General features: G+C 63.6%; 11 protein-coding genes and 1 riboswitch. Of the genes, 8 read left to right on the top strand and 3 right to left on the bottom strand.

Annotation, left to right across the window (positions count from 1 at the left end; genetic code table 11):
- Positions 1-20 precede the first annotated feature (20 nt).
- Together FJ979_RS22625 and FJ979_RS22620 are read right to left on the bottom strand one after the other, a co-directional pair.
- A complete protein-coding gene (locus FJ979_RS22625; protein WP_181168494.1) occupies positions 21-926 on the bottom strand; it encodes a sugar phosphate isomerase/epimerase in 906 nt (301 codons plus the stop codon).
- 2 nt (positions 927-928) lie between these two features.
- Positions 929-1,960, bottom strand: a complete 1,032-nt coding sequence (locus FJ979_RS22620) for a Gfo/Idh/MocA family oxidoreductase (RefSeq protein ID WP_140583806.1) — start codon at positions 1,958-1,960, stop codon at positions 929-931.
- Positions 1,961-2,141: 181 nt separating this feature from the next.
- Here FJ979_RS22620 and FJ979_RS22615 point away from each other — a divergent pair, with 181 nt between their 5' ends.
- The 7 genes from FJ979_RS22615 (at position 2,142) to FJ979_RS22585 (ending at position 10,132) form a co-directional block, all read left to right on the top strand.
- Positions 2,142-3,167 carry a LacI family DNA-binding transcriptional regulator gene (locus tag FJ979_RS22615; RefSeq protein WP_140494255.1) on the top strand — a complete coding sequence of 342 codons (1,026 nt, stop codon included), beginning with the start codon at positions 2,142-2,144 and terminating at the stop codon, positions 3,165-3,167.
- Positions 3,168-3,229: 62 nt separating this feature from the next.
- Positions 3,230-3,439, top strand: a riboswitch (cobalamin riboswitch).
- A 256-nt stretch (positions 3,440-3,695) separates the two neighbouring features.
- Complete coding sequence (locus tag FJ979_RS22610; protein WP_140583805.1) at positions 3,696-4,484, top strand: ABC transporter ATP-binding protein; 789 nt, start codon at positions 3,696-3,698, stop codon at positions 4,482-4,484.
- Positions 4,485-4,529: 45 nt separating this feature from the next.
- Positions 4,530-5,477, top strand: a complete 948-nt coding sequence (locus FJ979_RS22605) for an ABC transporter substrate-binding protein (RefSeq protein ID WP_140583803.1) — start codon at positions 4,530-4,532, stop codon at positions 5,475-5,477.
- Positions 5,478-5,485: 8 nt separating this feature from the next.
- Entirely contained in the window at positions 5,486-6,505 is a 1,020-nt protein-coding gene (locus tag FJ979_RS22600) for an iron ABC transporter permease (RefSeq protein WP_181168493.1), read from the top strand.
- 129 nt (positions 6,506-6,634) lie between these two features.
- Complete coding sequence (locus tag FJ979_RS22595) at positions 6,635-7,114, top strand: MarR family winged helix-turn-helix transcriptional regulator (RefSeq protein ID WP_140495025.1); 480 nt, start codon at positions 6,635-6,637, stop codon at positions 7,112-7,114.
- Complete coding sequence (locus tag FJ979_RS22590) at positions 7,111-8,289, top strand: HlyD family secretion protein (RefSeq protein WP_140557111.1); 1,179 nt, start codon at positions 7,111-7,113, stop codon at positions 8,287-8,289. Before FJ979_RS22595 ends, FJ979_RS22590 begins: the two co-directional genes overlap by 4 nt.
- A 310-nt stretch (positions 8,290-8,599) precedes the next feature.
- Positions 8,600-10,132 (top strand): DHA2 family efflux MFS transporter permease subunit, encoded by a 1,533-nt coding sequence (locus FJ979_RS22585; RefSeq protein ID WP_140494247.1) that lies wholly within the window; start codon positions 8,600-8,602, stop codon positions 10,130-10,132.
- Between the two features lie 53 nt (positions 10,133-10,185).
- On the opposite strand, the gene FJ979_RS22580 is transcribed toward FJ979_RS22585, so the two are convergent.
- A complete protein-coding gene (locus FJ979_RS22580) occupies positions 10,186-10,692 on the bottom strand; it encodes a CAP domain-containing protein (protein WP_140515544.1) in 507 nt (168 codons plus the stop codon).
- 329 nt (positions 10,693-11,021) lie between these two features.
- Between FJ979_RS22580 and FJ979_RS22575 the strand changes: the two genes are divergently transcribed.
- Positions 11,022-11,846 carry a DUF2189 domain-containing protein gene (locus FJ979_RS22575; protein WP_140515546.1) on the top strand — a complete coding sequence of 275 codons (825 nt, stop codon included), beginning with the start codon at positions 11,022-11,024 and terminating at the stop codon, positions 11,844-11,846.
- Positions 11,847-11,869: the final 23 nt, after the last annotated feature.

Raw genomic sequence — 11,869 nt, 5'->3', positions numbered from 1 at the left:
CTCCTCCCGCCGGCCAATCCTCACGTCGGGTTCGGCAGGTAGCTCAGGCCTCCCCTGCATTGCTGGAGGTATTCCAGCGCGCGGACCTGGCCTGTCATTTCAAGATCGTCGCGATAGACCGGGTCGTGCCAACCTTCGATGTCGATGGCGCCCTTGTATCCGGCCAGCCGCAATTCGCTGATCACCCGCGTCCAGTCGCTGTCGCCGAAGCCGGGCGTGCGCATCTGCACGAAGGGCAGGCGGCCGAAGACGCCGTGCTCGCGTATGACATCCCAGCGCACCGTCGCGTCCTTGCCGTGGACATGGAAGATGCGATGCGCCCATTTGCGGATCTGCGGGATCGGGTCGATCAGATAGACCAACTGATGGCAGGGCTCCCATTCCAGACCCAGATTCTCATCCGGCAATTCGTTGAACATCAGTTCCCAGGCGTCCGGATTATGGGCGATGTTCCAGTCGCCGGCGGCCCAGTTGCCATCCATGGCGCAATTCTCGAAGGCGATGCGCACGCCCTTGTCGGCCGCGCGTTTGGCCAATTCGCCCCAGACTTCGCGGTAGCGCGGCAGGCTGTCGGTCAGCGGCTTGCCGCGGATGCGGCCGGTAAAACCGCTGACCAGATTGGTGCCGAACAGATGCGCGCTGTCGATCACCGTTTCCCAGGCCTTGAGCACGCCGCGGTCGGTGTCGCCGCTCTCGAGTGGATTGCCGAACACGCCGATCGAGCTGACGCTGACATCGGCATCGCCGATCGCGTCGCGGATCTCGCCGGCGAGCCGCCCCAGGTCCTTGCCGCCCAGCGTCTGCCAGAAGAAGGGCTGGACGCTCTCGAAACCGAGCGGCAGGATCTGCCTGACATAGGCGGCCGGGTCTTCGAGATTGGCCCGCACCATGGTGCCGATCCTGATGTCGAGAAGCGGGTCCGCCATGGTCATCCTTCCTGCCTGGGGATTTCGACCCGGCGCCCGGTCTCGGCGCTTTCGATCGCCGCGAAAACCATGGCCAGGCTCTTGATGTTGTCGGCGCCGCGCGTCTCCGGCTCGGTGCCGGTTTCCACGGCGCGGACGAAATCTTCCATGACGCCGAGATGCCCGCCGATGCGGTCGGCAGGGTCGAGCGGCGGCACCGCTACCGGCACGACCTTGTCGAGCAGGCCTTCGCGTTCCGGCAGCACGGCTTCGGCCTTCAACTCGTCATGACCATCCCAGGTCAGGCTGCCGCGTTCGCCGACGATGCGCCAACTGCCTTCCCAACTGGTGCGGAAACCGTCGGCGCACCAACTGCCGCGATAGGTGAACATCTTGCCCTGGCCGAGCTCGAAGGTGGCGCTTGCCGACGATCCCTGCCGGTACCAGGAATTGGCCGGCTCCCATTCTCGGCAATACACTTCGGTCGGCTCGCCATCGACCATGTAGCGGGCGGCGTCGAATGTATGGATCGCCATGTCGAGCAGCAGCACATGGCGCATGCCTTCGCGGAAACCGCCGAAATGCGGCGCAATGAAAAAATCGGCATGGATGCTGGTCGCAGCGCCGATGGCGCCGGAGCCGAGGAAGCGCCGGATGCGCCGGACGTTGGCGACGTAGCGGCGGTTCTGCACCACGGCATGGACGCGTCGCGCGCGCCGCGCATCGTCGATGATGGCGCGCGCATTGTCCGGGCTGTCGGCCAGCGGCTTTTCCGTCAACAGATGACAGCCATGGGCAAAGGCCGAATTCGCCACGGCGCGACGGGCGGCAGGCACGACCACGTCGAACACCGCATCGGGTCTGGTCTGGGAGAGAACGACGTCGAGATCGGTCCCGATCGCGACCCCGGCGAGGTCGTATTCGCGTGCCCGCTGGCGCGCCCTGTCGGCGTCGAGGTCGACGAGACCGACGATCTTGACGGCAGGGGATTGGCTGATGGCCTCGAGCCAGGTTTTGCTCATGGCTCCGCACCCGACCAGGACGACGTGCATCATCCAGCGCTCCTCCGGCCAACCCCTCCTGGCTGGCACCCACGGCAGTCCGTAAATGACTTCCGTAAACGTTTACGATGACACACCCGATGGCATATATTGTCAATCGGATTTGTACCGTCGGCTCTGAAACGCCTTGGCCGCACGACCGGCTGGTGCTAGCCAGAAGCAGGAGGGGGAGGTCTTGGCGTCCAGCATTCACGATCTTGCGCGGCACCTGAACATTTCGATCGGTACAGTCTCGCGCGCGCTTAACGGGCGCGCCGACGTGAACGCCGAGACACGCCAGCGCGTGCTCGAGGCGGCCCGGAAGCTCAATTATTCACCGAACCACTCGGGCAGGAACCTACGCCGCGGCACCACCCATGCCGTGGCTTTCATGCTGCAGCCGCATCCGGGCGACCAGCAGTATGGCGAGCCGTTCTTCATTCCGTTCCTCACCGGACTGCAAGCGACATTGGCCGAGTGCGGGCTGGACCTGATCATCGTCATGGGCGCGCCGGCGGATTATCAACAGGAGCGGCTGCGCCGCGTCGTCGAGACGCGTCGTGCCGATGCCGTCGTACTGGCCTGGACGCGGCGCGAGGACGATCGCATCGACTATCTGAGCAAGGCCGGCTTTCCCTTCGCGACGCTCGGCCGAAGCCGGTCCGGCGACGACAGCTATCCCTCTCTGGATCTGGATTTCGAGAAGGCGGGCGCCGATGCGGTCGACCGGCTGGTTGCGCGTGGCCACCGCCGCATCGCCGCCATCCGGCCGTCGCTTGACCTGAATTTCGGTTATCTGTTTCTGGAGGGTTATTGCAAGGCGCTGCGGCGGCACGGCATCGAAGTCGATCCCGGCCTGATTGTGGACGGTTTTATCAACGAAGCCGGTGGCTACGCGGTGACACCGCAAGTCATGCGGTCGAAGGATCCGCCGACCGCGATTATCTTCAACAACGACTCGATGGCGCTCGGCGGCTGCAAAGCGCTCGCCGAAATGGGGATCAAGCCCGGGCAGGATGTCGCGGTGATCGTCATCGTCGACACGCCGCTCTGCCGTTATTTCTCGCCGGCGCTGACCGGCTTTCGTCCGAGCCTTGACCCGATGGGGCGGCGGCTCGGCGAAATCCTGCTCGCCTCGCTCCCGGCTTTCGCCGGCGCGAAAGGGCCAGAGATCATTCGCGAGGTCTGGCCGCTGGAACTGGTGGCGCGCGATAGTGATTGACCACACGTTTGTATCGTTATAACAGAACATGCATCGACCTTGCCTCGACGCTGCCTGCATCCTAGGCTGCGACTCGTGATGGTCCCCGCGCCGCAAGGCGAGGGGTGAAAAGGGAACATGGTGAGGCCCGATTTTCGGGTCGAAGCCATGGCTGCCCCCGCAACTGTAAGCGGCGAGCAAAATCCGAGAAGCCACTGGCCGGCAAGGCTGGGAAGGCAGGATGGCGCAACGACCCGCGAGCCAGGAGACCTGCCATCTGCATGAGTTGACCGGACGGGGTGTGCCGGGAGGAGACGCGGGGTTCGGTCTTGTCGACCGGTTCAAGCCAGCTTCCTTCCGTCGCCATTTTTGAAAGTGACGGAAGTTGGACGGTTCCATCGATCGCATTCACTGCATTCCCATGCATCGCATCATCGTGTGCACGCTTTGCCGCGATATCGCCACCGAGGTGAATTCAGGCCAGCGTCCGGCAGGATTGGCAGGCAAGACGCTGGCCCGTATTCCGGCAGGCCCTGCAAGGAATTGCCCATGACCGCGCCGCTTCTCGATGCCCGCGACCTGGCCGCAGCGGCGGATGGCCTGCATCTGGTGTATCCGGTCAGCCTTTCGGTGGCGGCGGGCGACCGTCTCGCCATCATCGGTCCCAACGGCGCCGGCAAGACGACATTGCTGCGCATGCTGTCGGGCATGCTGCGGCCGAGTTCGGGCGAAGTGAAGCTCACCGGGCGCCTGCTGGACAGGATTTCGACCGCCGAGCGGGCGCTGCACATCGCCGTCGTCGGCCAGACCGATCAACCGGATCCACGGCTGGCGGTGATCGATTATGTCGAGCTCGGCCGGGTTCCGCATACCGGCCGCAGGCACAGGAGCGAGGAACGCGACATTGTCGTCGAGGCGCTGCGCCGGACCGGGCTGTTGCCGCTGCTTGGCCGCACCATCGGTTCGCTGTCGGGCGGCGAGCGCCAGCGCGCCCAGCTTGCCCGCGCCATCGCGCAGGAGCCGAAGATCCTATTCCTCGACGAGCCGACCAACCATCTCGACCCGCGGGCGCGCAGCGAGTTGCTCGAACTGGTTGCAGGCCTCGGCATGACCGTGATCGCGGTGCTGCACGATCTGGCACTGGTGACGCCTTTCGCCACCAGGGTCGCGGTGATGAGCCATGGCCGGTTGCATGTGCTGGCGCCGCCACGGGAAGCACTCACCCAGCAGCTGATCCGCGAGATCTTCGGTATCGACGTCTTTAGGTTGCGCCACCCGACGGAGGACCGCGAGCTGACGGTGTTCGAGGTTCCGAACCGTGCCGCGCCATCTTCGTGATCGAAGCCATTTCCGGCAGATCCTGTTCAACAAGGAGCAACATCCGTGAAACGCCTTGCCATGTCTCTTGCCTTCTCCCTGCTCGGCTCTACGGCCTTCGCCTTTCCGGTGACGGTCGACAGCTGCGGCAAGCCGCTGACCTTCGACGCACCTCCAAAGCGCGCCGTCATTCACGATCTCAACATGGCCGAGATGGCCTTCGCACTGAAGCTGCAGCCGTCGATCGTCGGCCTGACCGGCATCACTGGATGGTACAAGGTCACTCCCGAATTCAAGGCCGAACAGAGCTCGATCCCCGAACTGGCGCCCAAATATCCGACGCTGGAAAACCTGGTCGCTGTCGAGCCCGACTTCTTCTTCGCCGGCTGGTATTACGGCATGAAGCCGGGCGGCGAGGTGACGCCCGATACGCTGGCGCCACACGGCATCAAGACCCTGGTGCTGACGGAAAGCTGCGTCCATCTCGACAAGAACCGGCCTGCCGCTTCGATGGACCTGCTCTATGGCGATGTCGAGAAGCTGGGCAAGATCTTCGGCAAGGAGGCCGAAGCGGATAAGCTCGTCTCCGGCTGGAAGGCGCAGCTCGCCGAAATCACGGCCAAGGTCGGCGACCGCAGGGGAACGCGCGTCTTCCTCTATGATTCCGGCGAGGACAAGCCGTTCACATCAGGCAAGTTCGCCATTCCCAACGCCATGATTTCCGCGGCAGGCGGCGACAACATCATGGCCGACATGGACACCAGCTGGGGCAACACGGATTGGGAGACGGTGGCCTCGCGCAATCCGCAATTCCTCATCCTGCTCGACTATCAGGATGGCGGCGGCTACCGGAAGCTGCTCGATTTCCTGAAAGCGCATCCGGCAATGAAGGAGACAGACGCGGTCAAGAACGAACGCTTCGTGGCGCTTCGCTATGCCGAACTGACACCCGGACCGGCCAACATCGAAGCGATCGGCAAGATCGCCAGGGCGATGCATCCGGAAGCATTTTAACCGGGAAGATGACTTTGCGGCACAAGGCATTCGTATTGGCCATGATGGCGGCCGCGTTGGCTATGGCCGCGCTCGCGCTGCTATCGATCGCCTATGGTTCGACGATGATCCCGCTGGGCGACGTCGTTGCAGCACTTGGCCATGCGATCGGATTGAAGGGGCATGACGTGTCCGGCCCGGTCGGCAGGATCGTCGTCGACCTCAGATTGCCGCGCACCATCCTGGCCATCTGTCTCGGCGGCGGCCTGGGCGTGGTCGGCGCGCTGTTGCAGACAGTGACGCGCAACGATCTTGCCGATCCGTTCCTGTTCGGTCTCTCGTCGGGAGCCGCCGCCGGCGCTGTCTCCGTCATCACCGTCTTCGGCGACAGTTTCGGGATCTGGACGCTACCGATCGCCGCGTTCACCGGCGGTATTCTGGCGGCTTGCGTTGTGCTTTTGCTGGTTGCGCGGGTGAGGGGACAAGGCCCCGAACGGCTGATCCTCGCCGGACTTGCGGTCTCCTTCATGTTCACCGCACCGACCAATTACCTGGTCTTTGCCGGTGACCAGCGCGCCGCCCATTCGGTGCTGTTCTGGACGATGGGCGGGCTCGGCCTGGCGCGGTGGGACAATATCTGGCTGGGTGCGCTTGGGGCCGGCACGATTGCGGCGTACGGGCTGTGGAATCATCGCCGGCTGGACGCTTTCCTGGCCGGCGAAAATGCCGCCGAAAGTCTTGGCGTGCCGGTGGCGCGAATGCGACGGGCGACGTTTCTGGTCGCCGCGTTTTCGACCGCGATCCTGGTTTCGGTCGCCGGCGTCATCGGCTTCGTCGGCCTCATGATCCCGCATCTGTCGCGGCCGCTGGCTGGTCCGCTGCATCTGCGCCTGATCGTAAGTTGCGCGCTGTTCGGGGCGGTGCTGTTGCTGGCAAGCGACCTTCTGGCACGCACATTGCTGCCGCCGCAGGAACTGCCGATCGGCATCATCACCAGCTCGCTCGGCGCCTTCTTCGTTGTCACCATGCTGATCCGTAACCGCTTGTGATGGGTGTAGTGGCAGCCGAAAATCATCGGACGCAGCCATGATTGTGCTGCACGGCTGCCATGCACGTTTGCCGGCTTCTGGAACAATGCCGGACTTGAATGATAAGCACGCTTATTATATATGCCACTCATGGTTTCCGAAGGCGTAGACAGATTGGGATTTTTGATCCACGACGTGCAGCGGCTGATGCGAAAGCGCTTCGAAGCGCGCGCCAGCGGCCTTGGCCTGTCCTCGGCGCAATGGCGCCTGATGGTTCGCGTCGCCAAGGAAGCGGGCGTTTCGCAGGCGCGGCTTGCCGAACTGCTTGAAATCGAGCCGATCAGCGTCTCGCGGCTGGTTGACCGGATGGAGGAGGGCGGCTGGATCGAGCGCCGCTCCGACGCCGCCGACCGCCGCGTGCGCATGATCTTCCCAACTCCCAAGGCAAGTGCCGCGTATGCGGAGGTCAAGAGCCTCGCCGGCGAAGTCTATGAGGAGTCGCTGACCGGCGTTTCGCCGGACGATCGCCGCGTCCTGATCAGGGCATTGGATGCGATGGCACAGAATCTCGCGGATGGCGATTCACCGTCCTGCGACAAGGTCAAGAATACGGAAGGCGCAGCAGCATGAACGCGGTAGCCAAGGTCGACGAAAACGCCGCCAAAGTGGAAATGGAAGCGCCGCAGCAGCCGGCCGCGGCCCCTGTTACAATGACACCTCCGGCAGAGCCGGCGCCGGCGCCAAAGAAGAAGCGCCGTCTCGGCCGCTTCTTGTTGATGTTCGCCCTGCCGGCGGCGTTGGTCATTGGTGGCGGCTATGTCTGGGTCACTGGGGGGCGCTACCAGGAGACGGAGAACGCCAACCTGCAGCAGGCCAAGGTATCGATCGCCTCGGATACGGCGGGCCGCATCGTTCAGGTCGCCATCTCGGACAATCAGAGGGTGAAGCAAGGCGATCTTCTCTTCGCCATTGACCCCGAGCCTTACCGGATCGCACTTGCGCAGGCCGACGCGGCGGTGGCAGCGGCGCGGCTCAACGTCGAGCAGCTGCGTGCCGCCTACAGCCAGGCCATGGCGCAGGAGAAATCCGCCAGCAGCGAAGTTGCCTATGCCCAGTCGCAATACGACCGTGCCGCCGATCTCGCCCAGAAAGGCATCAACGCCAAGTCTTCGCTCGATGAGGCCAGGAACGATCTCGATAAGGCAAAGCAGCAGCTTGCCGTCGCCGAACAGGGTATCGTCAGCGCCAAGGCGGCGCTTGGCGGCAATCCCGATATCGAGACCGACAAACATCCGACCGTGATGTCGGCGCTCGCCGCGCGCGACAAGGCTGCCTACGACCTGGCGCAGACCACCGTGAAGGCGCCCGCCGATGGCGTCGTCTACCAGGCTGCTTCCTTCAAGGTCGGCCAGTATGTCGGCTCCGGCACGCCGCTGTTTTCGCTGGTCGAGACCGGCGATACCTGGATCGACGCCAATTTCAAGGAAACGCAGCTGACCAATATGAAGCCGGGCCAGAAGGCCGAAATCGTGGTCGACACCTATCCGGGCAGGACCTTCGAAGCGACCGTCAAGGCCATCGGCGCCGGCACCGGCGCGGACTTCTCGCTGCTGCCCGCCCAGAACGCTACCGGCAACTGGGTCAAGGTCACCCAGCGTATTCCGGTCCGTCTGGAGCTGAGCGATCCCGACGCCAAGATGATGCTGCGCACAGGCATGAGCGCGGCCGTTACCGTCGACACGGGCGTGGCGCGCGGCCTGCCTGGCATTTTCGGCCACGCCACGGCTGGCGAGGTCGCGAAGTAAATCAGCGGAAGCCCGCGGGGATCATGCGGGTGGACGCACTGAGCAGGGGGATTGGTCTGATGGGAGGAGTTAAAGGGTCAGCCTTCGGGGCAAACCGCATCGCGGCTTGATCGAAAGCTGAAATCTTCGACACGGACCCGTCGGTCCTCATGTTTCCGGGCGGCAGGCATCCGCTCAATCGAGACTTTCGGTCGATGTAACCCCCACATCGATAATCGCGTCCCACCGCGATGAGGGTCTCTCAACGGAAGGCTTTGCCGCCCGGAAACCCTGTGTACACGTTTTTGTTACCGGCTGGAAGTTCCGCATCATGAGCACGCCAGAACCTTTCAAAGAAGTGCCGCATCGTGGCCTGATCACGGTTGCGCTCATGCTGGCGACGATCATGCAGGCGCTCGACACCACGATCGCCAACGTCGCGCTACCGACCATGACCGGCGATCTCGGCGCCTCGCCCGACAACATCAACTGGGTGCTGACCTCCTACATCGTGGCGGCGGCGATCATGACGCCGGTCACCGGCTGGCTTGCGGACCGTTTCGGCCGCAAGGAACTGTTCCTGACGGCGGTGGTCGGCTTCACCATCTTCTCGATGCTGTGCGGCCTGGCCTGGAGCCTTGAAACCATTGTGTTGTTCCGGCTCATGCAAGGCGTGTTCGGCGCCGCGATCGTGCCCCTGTCGCAGACCTTCCTGCTCGACATCAACCCGAAGGAACGCCACGGCCAGGCAATGGCCATCTGGGGCGCCGGCATTATGCTGGGGCCGATTCTGGGTCCCACGCTTGGTGGCTGGCTGACCGAGAATTTCAGCTGGCGCTGGGTGTTCTTTATCAACCTGCCGGTCGGCATCGTCGCCTTCCTCGGCATGGCCGCTTATCTGCCGGCCATTGCGCGGCGGGTGCGAAGCTTCGATTTCTTCGGCTTCGCCATGATATCGCTCGGCGTCGGCGCTCTGCAGCTGCTGCTCGATCGTGGTGGCGAGGTCGACTGGTTCTCGTCGGTCGAGATCTGGATCGAGCTTGGCCTTTCGATAACCGGCTTCTGGGTGTTCATCATCCACACGATGACCGCGGAGCATCCCTTCATCGACCCCAAGATCTTCCTCGACCGCAATTTCGTGACCGGGCTGGCGTTCATCTTCGTCATGGGCGTGCTCATCCTGGCGAGCATGTCGCTGCTGCCGCCGATGCTGTCGACCATCTTCGGCTATCCGACCATCACCATCGGCATCGTGATCGGGCCGCGCGGCGTGGGGACGATGATCTCGATGCTCGTCGTCGGCCGGCTCATGAGCAAGGTCGACGCCAGAATCCTCGTCGTCATCGGCTTCCTCCTGACCGCGCAGTCGCTCTACACGATGGCCGGCTTCTCGCCCCAGATGGACAACTGGCTGATCATCACTTCCGGCATCATCCAGGGCCTGGGAATGGGAATGGTATTCGTGCCGCTGTCGACGGTGGCCTTCGCCACGCTTGACGTGCGCTTCCGCACCGATGCCACGGCTTTGTTCAGCCTTGTGCGCAACCTCGGCTCGTCCATCGGCGTATCGGTCGTGACGGTGCTCATGGTGCGCAACACACAGATAAATCACGCCGAGCTTTCCACCTTTATCAATCCGTTCAACCCCAATCTGTGGGCGGTTTCGCCGGCGGCGGCCGGCGGCGACCAGATGGCATTGTCCCAGGTCGACAGGATGGTGAACATCCAGGCGATGATGATCTCTTACGTCAACGACTTCAAAATCCTGATGATAATGACGCTGGCCGCCATTCCGTTCGTGATCCTGCTGCGCAAGCCGAAGACGGCGCCGGCTGGCGGCGCGCCGGCGGCACATATGGATTGATATTCGCCGACGGCTGTCCGCTGCCGGCGATGCCGCTGCCGGCGATGGCTTTGCTACCTTCCGAGCACCAGGGCCCAGTAGCGGAGGCCGGGGTCGCGGCCGTCGCGGACATAGGCAAGCCCGAAACGACTGAAGTCCGGGTCGAGTATGTTGCGCCGGTGGCCGGTCGAATGCATCCAGATATCGAACAGTTTCTGCTGGTCGAAGCGGCCTTCGGCGATGTTCTCGGCCGCAGCGCCGTGCACACCATTGTCCTTCATGCGCGAGGCGAAATCCTTGCCCCAGCCGGTGGTGTGACTCATGCGCGTCCGCGACGCCATGTAGCCGGCCTGCTGCAACGCCGCCTGTTCGAGCTGGGTGTCCGCGGTCAGCGGAGTCCGCCCGGCCGCAGCGCGCAAGTTGGCCAGGGTGGCCGTGGCGGAGGAAGAGACACCTGCGCCCTCACCGGTGGGCACGGAAACGGTGGTGCAGGCGGCAAGCCCGGCAATGGCCGCAAGGCCGATCAGCAAGGAGCGCCTTGTCCGGCGCGGTTCTGGAGGGAGGTCGATGACAGTGTTCATTCCTGCCTGCATAGTCGCGATCATGGCTTTTGACGGGCAAGCCGAAGAAACTGTCGAGGAAATTGATGCCTTGGCCTTCGCTGATCGCACCGCGTAGTCTTCAAACGTTGCGTTTGGCCATCCAGCTTCGAATGGCCCATCGTCCGGGAAATCCGATGCCGAAGATCGCGCGGCTTCTGCCGGGCAGCGATGACAATCCCGTGATAGCCTGTCTGGAACCATCGATTTGGCGACAGCCCCTGGCAAATCGGGTATGCTGTTACATCTACTAGTGGCAGCTACGGGCGGCCATCACGGTGGTGACCGCCCCCGACAACGGGAGGAAGCTTATGGCCAGCTTTCATGTCATGGCGGACGCGCGTGGTATGCATGTGCAGCCCACGGTGCGCCACATCACCACATCGGACCTCTGGGATGCGCTGCGGCTCGGTGCCGAGGATTTCTGGGCAAAACCGTCTCACTACGTTTTCCTGTGCCTGATCTATCCCATCGTCGGCCTGATCCTGACGCAGTGGACGTCTGGCTCCAACGCCATTCAGCTCGTCTATCCCTTGATGTCGGGTTTCGCCCTTGTCGGCCCTTTCGCCGCGCTCGGCCTCTACGAGATCAGCCGCCGGCGCGAGCTCGGCATGAACACCAACTGGCGACATGCCCTCGATGTCCGCCACTCGCCGGCGGTGCCTTCGATCGCGGTCATCGGCATCATGCTGTTCGTGCTGTTCCTGTTGTGGCTGTTCACCGCGCAGTCGATCTACACCAGTCTGTTCGGCGACCAGCCGCCGGCTTCGATCGGCGCCTTTGTCCGCGACGTGCTGACGACCAGCAAAGGCTGGACGTTGATCCTTCTCGGCAACGCCGCCGGCTTCGTTTTCGCCGTGATCGTGTTGGCCACCACTGTCGTCGCCTTCCCGCTGCTGCTCGACCGTGACGTCGGCGCCGTTTCGGCCATAGAAACCTCGGCGCGGGCGGTGATGGCAAATCCGCTGCAGATGGCTCTTTGGGGCCTGACGGTCGCGGTGCTGCTGGTGATCGGTTCGATCCCGCTGTTTGCCGGGCTCGCGGTCGTTATGCCCATCCTTGGCCATGCCACCTGGCACCTCTACCGCAAGGTGGTGGAACCGGAGCGGACGCAGCAGACAAGACGGCCGATGTAGACCAACGCCGGGGCCGCCGCTGG

The organism is Mesorhizobium sp. B1-1-6 (genome assembly GCF_006443035.1).
In the GTDB taxonomy this organism is placed as follows: Bacteria; Pseudomonadota; Alphaproteobacteria; order Rhizobiales; family Rhizobiaceae; genus Mesorhizobium.
Note: the sequence above shows the minus strand (reverse complement) of the source record. Positions and strands in the feature narration are given on the sequence as shown.

What these genes read in the sequence shown, in the direction of transcription:
- FJ979_RS22580 (WP_140515544.1), bottom strand. Translation starts at nt 10,692, where the DNA reads ATGAACACTGTCATCGACCTCCCTCCAGAACCGCGCCGGACAAGGCGC.
- FJ979_RS22610 (WP_140583805.1), top strand. Translation starts at nt 3,696, where the DNA reads ATGACCGCGCCGCTTCTCGATGCCCGCGACCTGGCCGCAGCGGCGGAT.
- FJ979_RS22600 (WP_181168493.1), top strand. Translation starts at nt 5,486, where the DNA reads ATGACTTTGCGGCACAAGGCATTCGTATTGGCCATGATGGCGGCCGCG.
- FJ979_RS22575 (WP_140515546.1), top strand. Translation starts at nt 11,022, where the DNA reads ATGGCCAGCTTTCATGTCATGGCGGACGCGCGTGGTATGCATGTGCAG.
- FJ979_RS22625 (WP_181168494.1), bottom strand. Translation starts at nt 926, where the DNA reads ATGGCGGACCCGCTTCTCGACATCAGGATCGGCACCATGGTGCGGGCC.
- FJ979_RS22620 (WP_140583806.1), bottom strand. Translation starts at nt 1,960, where the DNA reads ATGATGCACGTCGTCCTGGTCGGGTGCGGAGCCATGAGCAAAACCTGG.
- FJ979_RS22595 (WP_140495025.1), top strand. Translation starts at nt 6,635, where the DNA reads ATGGTTTCCGAAGGCGTAGACAGATTGGGATTTTTGATCCACGACGTG.
- FJ979_RS22585 (WP_140494247.1), top strand. Translation starts at nt 8,600, where the DNA reads ATGAGCACGCCAGAACCTTTCAAAGAAGTGCCGCATCGTGGCCTGATC.
- FJ979_RS22590 (WP_140557111.1), top strand. Translation starts at nt 7,111, where the DNA reads ATGAACGCGGTAGCCAAGGTCGACGAAAACGCCGCCAAAGTGGAAATG.